The sequence below is a fragment of the Pseudomonas violetae genome, from assembly GCF_023072615.1.
GTDB lineage: Bacteria > Pseudomonadota > Gammaproteobacteria > Pseudomonadales > Pseudomonadaceae > Aquipseudomonas > Aquipseudomonas violetae.
In genome coordinates, this window is the sequence record NZ_JAKNRW010000025.1 from 15971 (window position 1) to 32591 (window position 16621).

Consider the following 16621-nt stretch of genomic DNA (forward strand, 5'->3'; position numbering starts at 1 on the left):
TGAGCTCAGCGGACACCAGCATGCAATTGATCTGGCTGCGCAGTGACCTGCGCCTGCACGACAACACCGCACTCTCGGCCGCCGCTGCCCGTGGCCCGTGTGTGGCCGTCTACCTGTTGAGTCCGCAACAATGGCTGGAGCACGACGATGCCGCCTGCAAGGTGGATTTCTGGCTGCGCAATCTTACTGACCTGAGTCGCTCGCTGGGCGAACTGAACATCCCTCTGCTGATCCGCACCGCTGCCCGCTGGGATCAAGCGCCGCAAGTGCTAGTCGAGTTGTGCCAGCAATTGCAGATCGACGCGGTACACGTCAACGAGGAGTACGGCGTCAACGAAACCCATCGGGACGCTCAAGTGGCCGAGGCGCTCAGCGCTAAAGATGTCGGTTTTTACAGCTACCTCGACCAGCTGTTGTTCAAGCCAGGCAGCGTGCTGACCAGGACCGGTACTTATTTTCAGGTCTTCAGCCAGTTCCGCAAGGTGTGCTATGAACGCCTGCACCACTCGCTGCCGGCGCGGGTCCCGACACCCGCCCCACAGCCCCTGCTGAACATCAAAAGCGACAAGGTCCCAGCCCACGTCGAAGGCTTTGAAACGCCCGGCGAACACTTGCGTTCGTTTTGGGCCGCAGGTGAAGCCGAAGCGCGGCGCCGCCTGGACACCTTTGTCGACGCCCAAATCGACTACTACAAAAGCGAGCGAGACTTTCCTGCCAAACCGGGTACCAGCCAGCTTTCGGCCTACCTGGCAGCCGGGGTGATATCCCCTCGCCAATGCCTGCATGCGGCCTTGCAAAGTAATCAAGGCGAATTCGAAAGCGGGAAGGTCGGGGCGGTCACCTGGATCAATGAGCTGCTGTGGCGCGAATTCTACAAACACATTCTGGTCGGCTATCCGCGTGTCTCTCGCCACCGCGCGTTCCGCCCGGAAACCGAGGCCCTGGCCTGGCGCGATGCGCCTGAAGAGCTATTGGCCTGGCAGCAGGCGCGCACGGGTTTGCCGATCATCGATGCCGCCATGCGCCAACTGCTTGAAACCGGCTGGATGCACAACCGTCTGCGCATGGTGGTGGCCATGTTCCTGACCAAAAACCTGCTGATCGACTGGCGCGAAGGTGAGCGCTTTTTCATGCGTCATCTGATCGACGGCGACCTGGCAGCGAATAATGGTGGCTGGCAGTGGAGTTCTTCCACCGGTACCGACTCCGCACCCTACTTCCGCATCTTCAATCCGCTGAGCCAGTCGGAAAAATTCGACAGCGAAGGCGTGTTCATCAAGCAGTGGGTACCGGAGCTGCATGGATTGAATAAAAAGGAAGTTCACAACCCAGCCAATCTTGGCGGGCTGTTTGGTGTCGCCGACTATCCATCGCCGATCGTCAATTTGAGCACCTCGCGCCAACGGGCGCTGGCCGCATTCAAGAACCTGCCGTCAAGGCAGGATGCAGGAAGCCGCCATGAATGATTTCGCACGGCGCTTTGCCGAACAGTTTGCGATGTGCCCGGTGATCGCCGGGCTGCAAAGGAGAATTGGATGAGCCTTACACCTCCACGCCGTTACTGGTTGACCGGCGCCAGCAGCGGGATTGGTGCCGCATTGGCCGAAGAGATCCTCAAGACCGGCGCGCACCTGGCGGTTAGCTCGCGCTCGACAGCGCCGTTGAAAGTGCTGTCGCAACGTTATCCCGGACAAGTCCTGATGGTCGCGGGCGACCTGACCAACAGCCAGACGGTCCGCGAAATAGGCGAGCAGATCGCCCAGCAATGGGGGTCACTGGATACCGTGATCCTCAATGCCGGCACCTGCGAATACGTCGATGCCCAGCACTTCGATGCCTCGATCATCGAACACGTGGTGCGCACCAACCTGCTCGCCAGCGCCTACTGCGTCGAAGCCGCCCTGCCCCTGTTACGCGCCGGCATTGCGCCGCACCTGGTAGGAGTGGCTAGTTCGGTCACCTACCTGCCGTTGCCACGGGCCGAGGCCTACGGCGCGTCGAAGGCGGGCTTGCGCTACATGTTCGAATCCCTGCGCATCGACCTGGCCTGCGAAGGCATCGAAGTGACGGTGGTCAGTCCGGGCTTTGTCGATACCCCACTGACGGCAAAAAACGATTTTCCAATGCCCCTCAGCTGGCCTGTGGATAAAGCCGCCCGGCATATTTTCGCCAAACTCAACAATCGGCCACTGGAAATAGCCTTCCCGGCGCTGTTCATGGCGGCCCTCTGGCCACTGTCGAAGATGCCCAACAGCGTCAAGCTGGCGATAGGCAAGCGCATGGTGCGCAGCAATCCACCGATGCAGGACATCCCGTGAAAATCGCCATCATCGGCAGCGGCATTTCGGGGCTGACCAGCGCCTATATGCTTAACCGCAGCCACGAGATTACCCTGTTCGAAGCCAGCGACTGGATCGGCGGGCATACCCACACGGTCGATGTCACCGTGGACGGCCGCAATTACGCCGTGGACACCGGTTTCATCGTGTTCAACGACTGGACCTACCCGAATTTCATTCGCCTGCTCGGTCTCCTCGGTGTGCGCTTCAAACCAACGGCCATGAGCTTTTCAGTGACCGATCCGGACAGTGGCCTGGAATACAACGGCAACAATTTGAACAGCCTGTTCGCCCAGCGCCGCAACCTGCTGTCACCGGGATTTTGGGGCATGTTGCGCGACATCCTGCGCTTCAATAAAGAGGCGCTGCGCGACCTGGAAGAACAACGCATCAGTGCCGATACCACCTTGGATCAGTACCTCAAGGCAGGGGGCTACGGTGAACGTTTCATCTTGCATTACATAGTGCCCATGGGCTCAGCGATCTGGTCGATGTCCATGGCCGACATGCTGGGCTTCCCACTCCAGGCATTCGTGCGTTTTTTCAAGAACCACGGCCTGCTGTCCGTAAGTCATCGCCCTCAGTGGCAAGTCATTGAGGGCGGCTCCAGTGCCTATGTTGCACCCCTGATCGCGCCAATGGCCGAGCGGATTCGCGTCAACTGCCCGGTCACGCGGGTAGAGCGCGACGAGGACGGCGTTGTTATCCACAGTGCTGCCGGCATCGAGCGCTTCGATAAAGTGGTGTTCGCCTGCCACAGCGATCAGGCGCTGAAACTGCTCGCCGAGCCGAGCGCCGCCGAGCAATCGATCCTCGGCGCCTTGCCCTACGCCGATAATGAAGTGGTGTTACATACCGACACTCGCTTGCTGCCAGAATGCGAGCTCGCCCAGGCGGCCTGGAATTATCGGCTTGGGGGACCCGGCCGTACTTCAGCGGCCGTCACCTATGACATGAACCTGCTGCAAGGAATCGAAAGCACCACGCGGTTCTGCGTCAGCCTGAACCAGAGCGCCGGCATCAACCCTTTCAAAGTGCTGGCCAAATACACCTACGCCCATCCCCAGTTCAGCCTGTCCGCCGTCGCCGCCCAGGCTCGCTGGGAGGAGCTCAATGGCGTGCACCATACCTGGTACTGCGGGGCCTATTGGGGCAACGGGTTCCATGAAGATGGCGTGGTCAGCGCACTGCGCGTGGCTGGCGCGTTGGGTGAAATCCTGTGAACAGCGCCCTCTACAGCGGCTGGATTGCACACCGACGATTCAGTCCGCGGCAGCACCAATTTCGCTACAGGATCGGCTTGCTCTACCTGGATCTGGACGAACAGGACGAGGTACTCGCGCTGTCGCCATTGGCAGGTCGCAGCCGCCTGGCGCCGTTCTCGTTTCGTGAAGGTGATTACCTCAAGGCCTTCACGGGCAACGGCATGCGTTTGATCGACGCGGTTCGCCAACAGGTTGGCCAGGCCATCGGCCATGAACCACAAGGCTCGATCTGCCTGCTGACGCAAGTGCGCAGCTGGGGCCTGGCATTCAATCCAGTGAGTTTTTTCTACTGCCATGAAGCCGATGGCCAGCTGGCGGCGATTTTGTGCGAAATCACCAATACCCCCTGGCGTGAACGCTATCACTACGTTCTACCTGCCAGAACGCCGGAAAACCTCGGGGATTTCCATCAGCATTTCGCGGTGGCCAAGGCATTTCATGTGTCGCCTTTTTTACCCCGGGATCTTGAGTACCGGATGAGCTTCAGTCCTGCCGCGGCGAAGCTCGGCGTACATATGGCGGACTGGCAAGGCGAGCTGAAGTTGTTCGACGCCACGCTCAATCTGGAGCGCGAAGTCCTGGATCGCGCCAGCCTGCATCGCTACTTGCGCCGCTTCCCTTGGATGACCGGGAAAACCTGCCTGGCGATTTACTGGCAAGCCGTACGTCTGCTGTTCAAGGGTGCTCCCGTTTTTGCTCATCAACCTGCCGATGGCAGCGTTCAAACCGCCACTGTTGCCCCCAAGGACTGCCGCCATGAAATCCCCTAGCGTTTCGGCCAAGGCCTCGTTGTTCAATACCAATGGCATCACGGGCCTATTATTGCGTCGCGGGGTATTGCGGCAACTGGCGCACCTCAAACACGGACAGCTCGTGGTCGTCGAAGACGGCGAGCGCCAGGTGTTCGGCACTCCGGGCAGTCATTTGCTCGGTGAAATCCACATTCTCGACGCTGCGGCATGGGGCCTGGTGGCGAGCAATGGCTCGATCGGTGCCGGGGAAGCGTTCATCCATGGTTATTGGAGTTCGCCGGACCTGACCGCCGTGGTGCGGGTATTCGTGAGCAACCTCGAGGTGCTGGACGCACTGGAGGGTGGCCTGGCAAAACTGGGGCGGCCGCTGGTGCGTGGCCTGCACTGGATCAACCGCAATACACGCAAGGGCTCACAGAAGAACATCGCCGCTCACTACGACCTGGGCAATGATCTGTTCGAGCAGTTTCTTGACCCGACCATGATGTACTCGGCGGCACAGTTCCTCACGCCCGAGGACACCCTTGAGCAGGCACAGTTGAACAAGCTGGAGCGGATCTGCCAGAAGCTCGCGCTCAAGCCGACCGATCACCTGCTGGAAATTGGCACGGGCTGGGGCAGCATGGCGTTGTATGCGGCACAGCAATATGGCTGCAAGGTCACCACCACCACGCTGTCCAAAGAGCAGTTCGCGTTTACCGCGCAACGGATCGAGGCGCTCGGGCTGCAAGATCAGGTCACGCTACTGCTGTCCGACTACCGCGACCTCACCGGCCAGTACGACAAGCTGGTGTCGATAGAAATGATCGAAGCCGTCGGTCACCGTTTTCTACCGACTTACTTCAAGCAATGCGCGCAGTTGCTCAAGAGCAACGGACTGATGCTATTGCAGGCCATCACCATCCGCGAGCAGCGCTACGAGCAAGCCAAGGGTAATGTCGACTTCATCCAGCGTTACATTTTTCCCGGCGGCGCCCTGCCCTGCGTGCAGAAAATGCTCGAGATCGTCAGCCGCGACACCGACATGAACCTCCTGCACATGGAGGACTTCGGCCTCCACTACGCGAAGACCTTGCGCCTGTGGCATGAGAATTTTCGCCGAGCGCACAATCGCCTGAGTGAGCTGGGTTACGACGATCACTTCCTGCGTCTGTGGGAGTTTTATCTGTGTTACTGCGAAGGTGGCTTCCTGGAACGTACCATCGGTACCGCGCAAATGTTGTTGGCCAAACCGGCGGCAATCACTGCGCCGCTACTGGGTCGATTTGATGCTTGAGCGTCTTGCCAATGCCGTGTTGTTCCAGTTGGGCTGGTTCGCTTGCGTAGTGGGTGGCGACAGTTTGTGGTTACTGGTGCCCTTGGCAGCTCTGGTGATTCATCTGCTGTGGATAAGTAGCTGGAGCGATGAAGGTCGCTTGATTCTCAGTGTGGTCCTGGTGGGAACTACAGTGGACAGTACTTTGCGCTGGCTGGGGGTGTTCGCCTTCACCGATGTCGCGCCCTTGATTCCGCTGTGGCTAATGTTGCTATGGGCACTGCTGGCCACGACCTTGCGCCACTGCCTGGCCTGGAGCGCCAAGCCTTGGTGGCTCGCCAGCGTCCTGGGCGGCCTCGGCGGGCCGCTGTCGTATTACGCCGGCAGCCAGTTGGCGGGCGTGCAGTTTCCGTATGGACCCTGGCTAACGCTGGCGGGCATCGGCCTGCTCTGGGCTCTGCTGTTTCCGCTGCTGCATTTCATGGCAAGACGACTGGCGTCGAACACTCCACGCTAAACGTCTGTCAGGCCTTTCACACTCGCGGGGCCCACTGCCTTACACTGCGCACCATGAAAACCATTCCCCTCACCCCCATTGCCGAGCCTGCGGTCACCTGCTCGACCTGTGCGGCCTGCTGCTGCCAGCTCGAAGTCATGCTGATTACCGACACAGGTGTGCCCGAGCGTTTTATCGATACCGATGATTGGGGTGGGGAAGTCATGCTGCGTCTGGATGACGGCTGGTGTGCTGCGCTGGATCGCAACAGCATGATGTGCACAATCTACGAGAAGCGTCCGTTGATCTGCCGGGAATTCGAGATGGGGGCACCGGAGTGCATCGAGGAACGCCGGGGCATTACCACGGCGTATCGTTGAGTCTTGGGAAGTTGGCTGCCAGCGATACAGGTCAGGTGGGTAGGTGCAGTCTGACGTACATCGCTAGCAGGCTAGCTACTACAAAGGCATCGTGTAGTGCAGGGCGTAGCTTTCCACACCGTCGTTGCTGCTGCTCAGGCCGGCGTTGGAATAGTGCGATGCACGAATCCCGACCTCATGGCCGCCCGCGAAACGCAGACCGAAACCGAGGCGGTCTTCGAACTGGAAGGATTGGCCAATGTCGTTGTCTTCGAGCTGGGTATCAGAGAAGAACGCCACGCCTACCCCGGCTTCGATGTACGGTTTGACGTTCTGGCCGGCAAACTCATAGACGAACACGGGTGCGAACGACAGGCTGTTGTTACTGGACGTCTTGTCACCGTCCCAGTAGGTGTAGGCGCCGCTCCAGAAACCGGTGAGTCGACCGACGTCGGTCTGCCACCAGCTCTTGTCCCAATCAAACTGCATGCCCAGCCGGTAGGTCATGGTTGAATCGCTGGTCGCTCCGACCCCGAACTCCACGCCTGCCGCCTGCGCGGTAAAACTGTGCCCCATTAGTGTGGCCGCAAGCGCAGCCAAGCAGAATAGTCGCTTCACTAGAAACATCCTTTTCCGAACGAATTCGTATGGTTTTTTGGTGTAAGCCATCAATCACAGCTATAGAAGTCTGCGCTTAATCAGAAGTTCAGACTATTTCGGGACATTTCACATTTTTTTTACAAGTCGAAACTACGCACAACGCCGGCGGAATTCCAGAGTAATGGCAAGATATTACTGAAATGCTTTGGATCGGCGCTGCTCCAGAACTGCGCAGCCCGCGCCGGACCTGGGGCGAGCAACTCACGTTCGGCCAATAAACGCTGAAGCTGGCGTGCAACTGCAGCGCCCGTATCGATCAGGCTGATGTGCCCTGGGATCATCTGCTTGAGCAGCGGCTTGAGGAAGGGATAGTGAGTGCAGCCGAGAATGATCGTGTCGCAACCCGCGTCAAGCAAGGGTTGTACGTAGCCCTGCAGCAGCTTGCACAGCGCAGGGCTGTGTAAGTCGCCGCCTTCAATCAACTCCACCAGGCCCGGGCATGGCTGGGTAATCACTCGCACATCGGCGGCAAAGCGGTCGAGCAACGCGGCGAACTTGGCGCTTTGTAACGTACCGGTAGTGGCGAGTACACCGACCACACCACTGCGGGTCGCGGCAGCTGCAGGCTTTACCGCAGGCTCCATGCCGACGATAGGCCACTGTGGATAGTCGCGGCGCAGTTCGGCCACGCCTGCCACCGTTGCCGTGTTGCACGCCAGCACCAGCGCCTTGGCGCCCTGTCGCTGAAAAAAGCTGGCCATGACGCTGCAGCGTTGGCGGATGAACTCCGGCGTTTTCTCGCCATAGGGAACATTGCCGCAATCGGCGACGTACAGCAGAGTCTCGTCGGGCAACAAACGCTGGATCTCGGCCAGCACCGACAGCCCACCGACACCGGAGTCAAATACGCCAATCGGCGCCTCACGCACGGGCAGGACCACAGACCGCACAGCCCGGATCGCGCTTGACCCGCAGTTCCCGAAAGCGTGTGCCCAAGGCATCGATTAACAACAGGCGCCCCACCAGCGGCTCGCCAAACCCAGCCAGCAGCTTGAGCGCTTCGAGCGCTTGCAGGCTGCCGACCAGGCCCACCAACGGGCCAATGACCCCGGCTTCGCTGCAAGTCAGTTCAGCCTCACTGCCGTTGCCATACAAACAGTGGTAACAGGGGCTTTCCGGACGCCGTGGGTCGAACACCGACAATTGTCCTTCGAGGCGAATGGCGGCGCCACTGACCAGGGGTTTGCCGGCGAGCACGCAGGCGGCGTTGACGGCTTCACGGGTGGAGAAATTGTCCGAGCAGTCGAGCACCAGATCCACCGCAGCAACTGCGGCAGCCAGGGAATCCTCGTCCAGAGCGGTGCGCAGGGCGATGAGCTGAATTTCGGGATTGATCGCACTCAGTCGGCGGATCGCCGAGTCGACCTTGCTTACGCCGACGCTGTCGGTATCGTGAATGACCTGACGCTGCAGGTTGGTCAGGTCGACGCTGTCGAAGTCCGCCAAGTGCAGCTCGCCAACGCCGGCAGCCGCCAGGTAAAGGGCTACCGGTGAGCCAAGACCGCCAAGGCCGACGATCAGCACCCGGCTGGCTTTTAGCCGCAACTGGCCATCGATGTCGACGTGCTGCAGCAGAATCTGCCGACTGTAACGCAACAATTCCTGATCATTCAGCACGGCAGGCATCCAAGGCTGATACGTTCGTGGCCGCCCAGATCAGTACGGCTGTGGACTTCCTCAAAACCACGGGTCAACAGCAAATCACGCACGGCGATGGCTTGATCGTAACCGTGTTCAAGCATCAGCCAGCCGCCAGCGTCAAGATGGTTCGGGGCCTGGTCGACGATCAGGCGCAGGTCGTCGAGACCATCGATACCGGCGACCAACGCACTGGCAGGCTCAAAGCGCACATCGCCCTCGGCCAGGTGCGGATCAGCGCTCGCGATATAAGGCGGGTTGCTGATGATCAGCTCAAAGCGCTGACCTTCCAGGGCGCTGAACCAATGGCTGCTCAGTACTGTGGCATTGTTCAGATGCAGCCGCTGGCGATTGCGCTCGGCAAGCGCGACCGCTTCCTGCACGCGATCCACGGCGGTGACTTGCCACCCCGGACGCTCGCTGGCCAGGGCCAGGGCAATAGCGCCGCTGCCGGTGCCGAGGTCGAGCACCCTGGCAGGCGTGACAGGCAACAGCTCCAGCGCGGCCTCTACCAGCAGCTCGGTGTCCGGGCGCGGGATCAAGGTGTGCGGTGCGACTTCCAGGTCGAGTTTCCAGAAGCCCTGCTGGCCGAGAATATAGGCCACCGGCTCGCCGCCGCGACGACGCTGCAGGTACCCGGCAAACTTCAGCGCCGCCTCGCTCGGCACGATGCGCTCCGGCCAGGTGTGCAAAAAGCTCCGGGACTTGCCCAGTGCCGCAGCCAACAACAACTCGGCATCCAGGCGCGCGCTGGGCGAGTCCGGTAGATCAGCGGCGCGTAGCAGACTGGCAATGATCGTCATTTACTCACCTATCGCTGCCAATTGGTCAGCCTGATATTCGGCCAGCAACGGCTCGATCACCGCATCGACGCCCCCGGTGAGGATGTCATCGAGGGAATACAGCGTCAGGTTGACCCGGTGGTCGGTAACCCGGCCCTGGGCAAAATTGTATGTGCGAATCCGTTCTGAGCGATCGCCCGACCCTACCAGCAGCTTGCGTTCGCTAGCGATGGCATTGGCAGCGGCACTGGTCTGCTGATCGTTCAGCTTGGCGGACAGCCAGGACATGGCGCGCGCGCGGTTCTTGTGCTGGGAACGTTCTTCCTGGCACTCGACCACGATACCGGACGGCAAGTGAGTAATACGAATTGCCGAGTCAGTCTTGTTGACGTGCTGGCCACCGGCGCCGGAGGAGCGATAGGTATCGACCCGCAGGTCCGCCGGGTTAATCTCGATCGCTTCCTGCTCGTCGGGCTCGGGCAATACCGCAACCGTGCAGGCCGAAGTGTGGATACGGCCCTGGGATTCAGTGGCAGGAACACGCTGTACCCGGTGCACGCCCGATTCGAACTTGAGCTTGCCGTAGACGTTGTCGCCCTCGACCCGGGCGATCACTTCTTTATAGCCGCCGTGTTCGCCAATGTTCTCCGAGAGGATCTCCACCCGCCAGCCACGTCGCTCGGCGTAGCGCGAATACATGCGAAACAGGTCGCCGGAAAAAATCGCCGCCTCGTCACCGCCGGTGCCGGCACGAATTTCGAGAAACACGTTGCGGCCGTCGTTTGGATCCTTGGGCAGCAGCATACGCTGCAGGCTGGCTTCGATTTCGAGCAATTGCTCCTTGGCCTCGCGAACTTCTTCCACGGCCATTTCGCGCATGTCCGGGTCGCTGTCCTTGAGCAGCGCCTGGGCGCCTTCGAGATCACTCTGAACCTTGAGCAACTGTTTATAGGTTTGCACGATGGGTTCGACTTCCGCGTATTCCTTGGAATAAGTGCGGAATTTGGTCTGATCGGAAATGACTTCGCCGTCGCCAAGCAAGGCGGTCAGTTCCTCGAAACGGTCCTGGAGGATGTCCAGCTTATTGAGCAGTGAAGCTTTCATTGCGGTTTTTTATCCGAAAAGCTATCCGATGAGCCCTCACCGAGGGCAAAGAGTTCCTGGGCCATGGCCAGCGCATCGAGGCGACCTTCGGCAGAGAGCTTTTTCAACTGCACGCTCGGGGCGTGCAGGAGTTTGTTGGTCAGGCCGCGCGCCAGCTGTATCAACACATCTTCGGCGCTGATGCCATTGGCCAGCATGCGCTGGGCCTTCTGCAACTCTTCGTCGCGCAGACGTTCGCTTTGCTGGCGATAGGCCTTGAGCACGTCAACTGCTGCCAGTTCACGCAGGCGCACCATGAAGTCTTCGGCGCCGATCAAAACCATCTCTTCCGCCGCTTGCGCCGCACCTTGACGGCTCTTGAGGTTTTCCGCGACCACTTCGTGGAGGTCGTCGACGCTGTAGAGGTAGACGTCGTCGAGCTCGCCAACTTCCGGCTCGATATCCCGGGGAACAGCGATGTCCACCATGAAGATCGGCTTGTGTTTGCGCAACTTCAGGGCACTTTCCACCGCGCCCTTGCCGAGGATCGGCAACTGGCTGGCGGTGGAACTGATGACGATATCACTGCGCACCAGTTCGGCCGGGATGTCCGACAGCAGCACCGCATGGGCGCCAAACTGCTCGGCCAGGATGCTGGCGCGCTCCAGCGTGCGGTTGGCGACCACAATGCGTTTAACCCCCAGTTCATGCAGATGACGGGCGACCAGGGTGATGGTCTCGCCGGCGCCAATCAGCAAGGCCTGGCTGCGTTGCAAGTCGCTGAAGATCTGTTTTGCCAGGCTGACCGCAGCAAACGCCACCGACACCGGGTTTTCGCCAATGGCGGTATCGGTGCGGACCTGCTTGGCGGCATTGAACGTGGCCTGGAACAGTCGCCCGAGCAACGGCCCGATGGTCCCGGCTTCCCTGGCCACGGCGTAGGCCGATTTCATCTGGCCGAGAATCTGCGGCTCACCCAACACCAGTGAATCGAGCCCGGAGGCGACTCGCATCATGTGACGAACTGCCGCATCATCTTCGTGCACATAACTGCTGGCGCGCAGCTCTTCGAGGCTCAAATGGTGATAATCGGCCAGCCAGCGCAACACCATGTCAGCCGAAAGGTGATCCTGTTCTATATAGAGTTCACTGCGATTGCAGGTGGAGAGGATCGCAGCTTCGCGGCTGTCGGTCAGTCGGCAGAGCTGCTGCAAGGCCTCCACCAGTTGCTCAGGGGTAAAGGCCACGCGCTCGCGGACGTCTACTGAAGCAGTCTTGTGGTTAATACCGAGTGCAAGGAAGGCCATTCAAGGTCGCTGATAGTGACGTGAAGCCGGCAATTGTCCTACTTCGACAGATTCAGAACAACTACTCGATATCTATTGGTCTGGTAGGTCATGACCAGGCTTGCGAGCGGTTCTCGTTTACACGCCGTCCTTGTAGGAGCGAGCTCGCTCGCGATGGTCGTAAAAGATGACGCGGGTTGCCTGGATGGACACGGCGTCCTCGGGTTTTTCGCGAGCGAGATCGCTCCTACAAGGGAAGGTAGAAATGGAAAGTGGCCCGCCGGTTATGTTTGACCGAAGGCTTGTGTCATGATGATCCGACCGCAGGTTAGTCGTCCTCTTCCTATATGAATAGATCCTCCGCGTTGCTCCTTGCTTTTGTCTTTCTCAGCGGCTGCCAGGCCATGGCACCCGTCTCGCCGGGCGCTTCGTCGCCGGCCGAAGACAGCATTCCGGCCCCTGAAAAGCCCAAGGTCTACAGCTCGTTCAGCGAAGAAACCATCTTCAGCCTGTTGAGTGCGGAGCTGGCTGGCCAGCGCAATCGCTTCGACATTGCCCTGGACAACTACGTAACCCAGGCCATCAACACCCAGGACCCAGGCATCTCCGAGCGGGCATTCCGGATCGCCGAGTACCTGGGCGCCGACCAGGCCGCCCTGGACACCGCACTCATCTGGGCAAAAAACGCCCCGGACGATCTCGAGGCGCAACGGGCCGCTGCCGTACAGCTGGCTCGTGCCGGGCGTTATGACGAGTCCATGGTCTATATGGAGAAAGTCCTGCAGGGCAAAGGCGACACCCACTTCGACTTCCTCGCCCTGTCGGCTGCCGACACTGACCAGGACACGCGCAACGGTTTGATGCAAAGTTTCGACCGCTTACTGCAACGCCATCCCGACAACGGCCAGCTGATTTTCGGCAAGGCGCTATTGTTGCAACAGGACGGCGATGCCAAGGGCGCCTTGACCCTGCTTGAAGATCATCCGCCGGAAGATGGCGAAATAGCCCCAATCCTGCTGCAGGCGCGCCTGTTGCACTCCCTTGATCGCGGGGAAGAAGCCCTGCCGCTGCTGCGCAAAAGCATCAGGCAGTATCCGGACGACAAACGCTTGCGCCTGACCTACGCACGGATGCTGGTGGAACAGGACCGCATGGACGACGCCAAGGTCGAGTTCTCCAGCCTGGTCCAGCAATACCCGGAAGATGATGAACTGCGATATTCCCTGGCACTGGTTTGCCTGGAAGCCAAGGCCTGGGAAGAGGCCAAGGGTTACCTTGAAGACCTGATCGCCCGGGACAGTCACGTCGACTCGGCGCACCTGAACCTGGGGCGTATCGCTGAAGAGCGCAACGATCCACAGGGCGCCTTGGCAGAATATGCCCAAGTGGGGCCGGGCAATGATTACCTGCCGGCGCAATTGCGCCAGGCCGACATCCTGATGAACAACGGCAAGACCGCCGAGGCCCAGAGTCGCCTGGCGGCTCAGCGCGACGAGCAACCCGATTACGCAATCCAGTTGTACCTGATAGAAGCCGAAACCCTGTCCGCCAACAAGCAACCGGACAAGGCCTGGGCCCTGCTGGACAAAGCGTTGCAGCAATATCCGGACGATCTGAACCTGCTATATACCCGCGCCATGCAGGCGGAAAAACGCAATGACCTGGCGCAGATGGAAAAAGACCTGCGCCTGATCATCAAGCGCGACCCGGACAATGCGATGGCGTTGAACGCCCTCGGCTACACCCTGTCTGACCGTACAACGCGCTATGCCGAGGCCAAGGCCCTTATCGAACAGGCGCACCAGATCAATCCGGAAGACCCGGCGGTTCTCGACAGCCTCGGCTGGGTCAACTTCCGCCTGGGTAATCTCGATGAAGCCGAACGCTACTTGCGCAAAGCCCTCGAGCGTTTTCCCGATCAGGAAGTCGCCGCGCACCTGGGCGAAGTCCTGTGGGCCAACGGCAAACAGCGTGAAGCGAAACAAATCTGGGGCAAGTTCCTCAAGGACCAACCCGACAGCCCAATACTGCGCAGCACCATCAAGCGCCTGACCGGATCAGAGACTCTTTAAGACTATGTTTTTGCGCCATTTCATTGTTTTCAGTTTCATCGCCCTGCTCGCCGGTTGCGCGGGCTTCGGCGCTCGCGAATCAGTCGAAGGCCACGGTAATCCCGCCCAATGGCGTGAACACAAACAGCAGCTCACGGGCCTGGATGGCTGGCAAATCAACGGCAAGATCGGTATCCGCGCACCAAAGGATTCCGGCAGCGGCACCCTGTTCTGGCTACAACGTCAGGATTACTACGACATCCGCCTGTCCGGCCCCCTGGGTCGCGGCGCTGCACGCCTGACAGGCCGACCCGGCAAGGTGTCGCTGGAAGTTGCCAACCAGGGTCGTTATGACGCGCCGAACCCGGAAACGCTTCTCGAAGAACAGCTGGGCTGGAAACTGCCGGTGTCCAACCTGGCCTGGTGGGTGCGCGGACTCCCCGCCCCGGACAGCAAAAGCCGCCTGACCCTCGACGCCGATAGCCGTCTGGCCAATCTCGAACAGGATGGCTGGCAGGTTGAATATTTAAGCTATGCCGAGCAGAACGGTTTCTGGTTGCCCGAGCGCATCAAACTGCACGGTACCGACCTTGACGTCACGCTGGTGATCAAGGAATGGCAACCACGCAAATTGGGGCAGTGAACATGACTGCTCCGCGCCTGACCTTGCCCTCGCCGGCCAAGCTCAATCTGATGCTGCACATCCTCGGCCGCCGCGAAGACGGTTATCACGAGTTGCAGACGATTTTTCAGTTTCTTGATTACGGTGATGAAATCACTTTCGCCGTTCGCGATGACGGTGTGATCCGTTTGCACACCGAGTTCGATGGAGTCCCACACGACAGCAATCTGATCGTTCGCGCCGCAAGACAACTGCAGGAGCAATCCGGCTGCCCGCTTGGGATCGACATCTGGATCGATAAAGTCCTGCCCATGGGCGGTGGCATCGGTGGCGGCAGCTCCAATGCCGCGACCACCCTGCTCGGCCTGAACCATCTTTGGCAACTGGGATGGACCGAAGATCGCCTGGCCACACTTGGCCTGACACTGGGTGCCGACGTCCCGGTTTTCGTGCGCGGCCATGCGGCTTTTGCCGAAGGAGTCGGAGAGAAACTCACCCCTGTAGACCCCGAAGAACCGTGGTATTTGGTACTCGTGCCGCAAGTATCTGTAAGTACAGCAGAAATTTTTTCTGATCCGCTGTTGACACGTAACACTCCTCCCATTAAAGTGCGCCCCGTTCCCAAGGGAAACAGTCGAAACGACTGCTTACCGGTGGTAGCAAGGCGTTATCCAGAGGTATGTAACGCTTTGAATTTGTTAGGTAAATTTACCGAAGCAAAACTCACCGGAACTGGAAGTTGTGTGTTTGGGGGCTTCCCAAGCAAAGCTGAAGCTGATAAAGTCTCGGCCCTTCTTACAGAGACCCTTACAGGGTTTGTAGCAAAAGGAAGCAACATTTCGATGTTGCATCGCAAGCTGCATAGTCTGTTTTAAAGGAATCGAGTACTGGGTACTCGTTGCAACAGATACAGGGGCGTCGCCAAGCGGTAAGGCAGCAGGTTTTGATCCTGCCATGCGTTGGTTCGAATCCAGCCGCCCCTGCCATTTTCTATACTCATCCAGGTTACCCTCAGCCTCTAGGTACTGCGCGTGTCCAAGATGATGGTCTTTACGGGGAACGCTAACCCCGATCTGGCTCGGCGTGTCGTACGTCAGCTGCATATCCCTCTCGGTGACATCTCTGTCGGTAAGTTTTCCGACGGTGAAATTACAGCCGAGATCAATGAAAACGTCCGCGGTAAAGATGTCTTCATTATTCAGCCGACTTGCGCTCCGACCAACGATAACCTGATGGAACTGGTAGTGATGGCTGATGCCTTCCGCCGCTCCTCGGCTACTCGTATCACTGCTGTAATTCCTTACTTTGGTTATGCCCGTCAGGATCGCCGTCCGCGTTCCGCACGTGTGGCTATCAGCGCGAAAGTCGTCGCTGACATGCTTACCGTAGTCGGCATCGATCGTGTTCTCACGGTTGATCTGCATGCTGACCAAATCCAGGGTTTCTTCGATATTCCGGTAGATAACATCTACGGCTCCCCGGTTCTGGTGGATGACATTGAAGATCAGCGCTTCGAAAACCTGATGATCGTTTCCCCGGATATTGGTGGCGTCGTGCGTGCACGTGCTGTTGCCAAATCCTTGGGCGTGGATCTCGGGATCATCGACAAACGCCGTGAGAAAGCCAATCACTCTGAAGTGATGCATATCATCGGTGATGTCGAAGGGCGTACCTGTATTCTGGTCGATGACATGGTCGATACCGCCGGCACCCTGTGCCACGCGGCCAAGGCCTTGAAAGAGCATGGCGCTGCCAAAGTTTTCGCCTACTGCACACACCCTGTGCTGTCCGGTCGGGCGATCGAAAACATCGAAAATTCAATGCTGGACGAACTGGTGGTGACTAACACCATCCCGTTGTCCGCTGCTGCTCAAGCCTGCTCGCGTATCCGTCAACTGGATATCGCGCCGGTAGTTGCCGAGGCGGTCCGCCGCATCAGCAATGAAGAATCGATCAGCGCGATGTTCCGTTAAGGGTCCTGCCCTTCTCGACTATCTCGTTGACGAAAAGCGCCCCGCCCTGGCATTCCTGTC

At 59.3% G+C, this 16621-nt stretch carries 17 protein-coding genes and 1 tRNA gene; 12 read left to right on the forward strand and 6 right to left on the reverse strand.

Annotated features, from left to right (window positions below):
• Positions 1 to 20: 20 nt before the first annotated feature.
• From phrB to L9059_RS22425, 7 genes are all read left to right on the forward strand, one after another.
• A complete protein-coding gene (gene phrB, locus L9059_RS22395) occupies positions 21 to 1466 on the forward strand; it encodes a deoxyribodipyrimidine photo-lyase (protein WP_247293134.1) in 1446 nt (481 codons plus the stop codon).
• Between the two features lie 69 nt (positions 1467 to 1535).
• On the forward strand, positions 1536 to 2318 hold the full coding sequence (locus tag L9059_RS22400; RefSeq protein WP_247293091.1) for an SDR family NAD(P)-dependent oxidoreductase: 783 nt from the start codon (positions 1536 to 1538) through the stop codon (positions 2316 to 2318).
• Entirely contained in the window at positions 2315 to 3562 is a 1248-nt protein-coding gene (locus L9059_RS22405; protein ID WP_247293092.1) for an NAD(P)/FAD-dependent oxidoreductase, read from the forward strand. Before L9059_RS22400 ends, L9059_RS22405 begins: the two co-directional genes overlap by 4 nt.
• Positions 3559 to 4374: a DUF1365 domain-containing protein gene (locus L9059_RS22410; protein WP_247293093.1), complete on the forward strand. Its 816-nt coding sequence runs from the start codon at positions 3559 to 3561 to the stop codon at positions 4372 to 4374. The genes L9059_RS22405 and L9059_RS22410 overlap by 4 nt, the downstream gene beginning before the upstream one ends.
• A complete protein-coding gene (locus L9059_RS22415) occupies positions 4361 to 5632 on the forward strand; it encodes an SAM-dependent methyltransferase (RefSeq protein ID WP_247293094.1) in 1272 nt (423 codons plus the stop codon). The genes L9059_RS22410 and L9059_RS22415 overlap by 14 nt, the downstream gene beginning before the upstream one ends.
• Positions 5625 to 6128, forward strand: a complete 504-nt coding sequence (locus L9059_RS22420) for a DUF2878 domain-containing protein (RefSeq protein ID WP_247293095.1) — start codon at positions 5625 to 5627, stop codon at positions 6126 to 6128. Before L9059_RS22415 ends, L9059_RS22420 begins: the two co-directional genes overlap by 8 nt.
• Positions 6129 to 6181: 53 nt before the next feature.
• Complete coding sequence (locus L9059_RS22425; RefSeq protein WP_247293096.1) at positions 6182 to 6487, forward strand: YkgJ family cysteine cluster protein; 306 nt, start codon at positions 6182 to 6184, stop codon at positions 6485 to 6487.
• 78 nt (positions 6488 to 6565) lie between these two features.
• On the opposite strand, the gene L9059_RS22430 is transcribed toward L9059_RS22425, so the two are convergent.
• The 6 genes from L9059_RS22430 to hemA all read right to left on the reverse strand — a co-directional run bounded on the left by L9059_RS22430 (position 6566) and on the right by hemA (position 11936).
• Positions 6566 to 7084 carry an acyloxyacyl hydrolase gene (locus tag L9059_RS22430; RefSeq protein ID WP_247293097.1) on the reverse strand — a complete coding sequence of 173 codons (519 nt, stop codon included), beginning with the start codon at positions 7082 to 7084 and terminating at the stop codon, positions 6566 to 6568.
• Positions 7085 to 7203: 119 nt separating this feature from the next.
• Positions 7204 to 7995, reverse strand: a complete 792-nt coding sequence (gene murI, locus L9059_RS22435; protein WP_247293098.1) for a glutamate racemase — start codon at positions 7993 to 7995, stop codon at positions 7204 to 7206.
• Positions 7988 to 8743, reverse strand: a complete 756-nt coding sequence (locus tag L9059_RS22440) for a molybdopterin-synthase adenylyltransferase MoeB (RefSeq protein WP_247293099.1) — start codon at positions 8741 to 8743, stop codon at positions 7988 to 7990. The genes murI and L9059_RS22440 overlap by 8 nt, the downstream gene beginning before the upstream one ends.
• The gene (gene prmC / locus L9059_RS22445) at positions 8737 to 9567 is read right to left on the reverse strand and encodes a peptide chain release factor N(5)-glutamine methyltransferase (protein WP_247293100.1); all 831 of its coding nucleotides are present in this window, start codon (positions 9565 to 9567) and stop codon (positions 8737 to 8739) included. The genes L9059_RS22440 and prmC overlap by 7 nt, the downstream gene beginning before the upstream one ends.
• Positions 9568 to 10650 carry a peptide chain release factor 1 gene (gene prfA, locus L9059_RS22450; RefSeq protein WP_247293101.1) on the reverse strand — a complete coding sequence of 361 codons (1083 nt, stop codon included), beginning with the start codon at positions 10648 to 10650 and terminating at the stop codon, positions 9568 to 9570. It lies immediately after the preceding gene.
• Positions 10647 to 11936: a glutamyl-tRNA reductase gene (gene hemA / locus L9059_RS22455; RefSeq protein WP_247293102.1), complete on the reverse strand. Its 1290-nt coding sequence runs from the start codon at positions 11934 to 11936 to the stop codon at positions 10647 to 10649. Before hemA ends, prfA begins: the two co-directional genes overlap by 4 nt.
• 326 nt (positions 11937 to 12262) lie before the next feature.
• Between hemA and L9059_RS22460 the strand changes: the two genes are divergently transcribed.
• From L9059_RS22460 to L9059_RS22480, 5 genes are all read left to right on the forward strand, one after another.
• Entirely contained in the window at positions 12263 to 13987 is a 1725-nt protein-coding gene (locus tag L9059_RS22460; protein WP_247293103.1) for a tetratricopeptide repeat protein, read from the forward strand.
• A 4-nt stretch (positions 13988 to 13991) separates the two neighbouring features.
• Positions 13992 to 14609 carry a lipoprotein insertase outer membrane protein LolB gene (lolB, locus tag L9059_RS22465; RefSeq protein ID WP_247293104.1) on the forward strand — a complete coding sequence of 206 codons (618 nt, stop codon included), beginning with the start codon at positions 13992 to 13994 and terminating at the stop codon, positions 14607 to 14609.
• A 2-nt stretch (positions 14610 to 14611) separates the two neighbouring features.
• A complete protein-coding gene (gene ispE / locus L9059_RS22470; protein ID WP_247293135.1) occupies positions 14612 to 15463 on the forward strand; it encodes a 4-(cytidine 5'-diphospho)-2-C-methyl-D-erythritol kinase in 852 nt (283 codons plus the stop codon).
• 36 nt (positions 15464 to 15499) lie between these two features.
• A tRNA-Gln gene (locus tag L9059_RS22475) sits at positions 15500 to 15574 on the forward strand.
• 45 nt (positions 15575 to 15619) lie between these two features.
• Entirely contained in the window at positions 15620 to 16561 is a 942-nt protein-coding gene (locus L9059_RS22480) for a ribose-phosphate pyrophosphokinase (RefSeq protein WP_003208392.1), read from the forward strand.
• Positions 16562 to 16621 lie beyond the last annotated feature (60 nt).

What these genes read in the sequence shown, in the direction of transcription:
- phrB (WP_247293134.1), top strand. Translation starts at nt 21, where the DNA reads ATGCAATTGATCTGGCTGCGCAGTGACCTGCGCCTGCACGACAACACC.
- L9059_RS22400 (WP_247293091.1), top strand. Translation starts at nt 1,536, where the DNA reads ATGAGCCTTACACCTCCACGCCGTTACTGGTTGACCGGCGCCAGCAGC.
- L9059_RS22415 (WP_247293094.1), top strand. Translation starts at nt 4,361, where the DNA reads ATGAAATCCCCTAGCGTTTCGGCCAAGGCCTCGTTGTTCAATACCAAT.
- L9059_RS22420 (WP_247293095.1), top strand. Translation starts at nt 5,625, where the DNA reads ATGCTTGAGCGTCTTGCCAATGCCGTGTTGTTCCAGTTGGGCTGGTTC.
- L9059_RS22425 (WP_247293096.1), top strand. Translation starts at nt 6,182, where the DNA reads ATGAAAACCATTCCCCTCACCCCCATTGCCGAGCCTGCGGTCACCTGC.
- prmC (WP_247293100.1), bottom strand. Translation starts at nt 9,567, where the DNA reads ATGACGATCATTGCCAGTCTGCTACGCGCCGCTGATCTACCGGACTCG.
- prfA (WP_247293101.1), bottom strand. Translation starts at nt 10,650, where the DNA reads ATGAAAGCTTCACTGCTCAATAAGCTGGACATCCTCCAGGACCGTTTC.
- hemA (WP_247293102.1), bottom strand. Translation starts at nt 11,936, where the DNA reads ATGGCCTTCCTTGCACTCGGTATTAACCACAAGACTGCTTCAGTAGAC.
- L9059_RS22460 (WP_247293103.1), top strand. Translation starts at nt 12,263, where the DNA reads ATGAATAGATCCTCCGCGTTGCTCCTTGCTTTTGTCTTTCTCAGCGGC.
- lolB (WP_247293104.1), top strand. Translation starts at nt 13,992, where the DNA reads ATGTTTTTGCGCCATTTCATTGTTTTCAGTTTCATCGCCCTGCTCGCC.
- ispE (WP_247293135.1), top strand. Translation starts at nt 14,612, where the DNA reads ATGACTGCTCCGCGCCTGACCTTGCCCTCGCCGGCCAAGCTCAATCTG.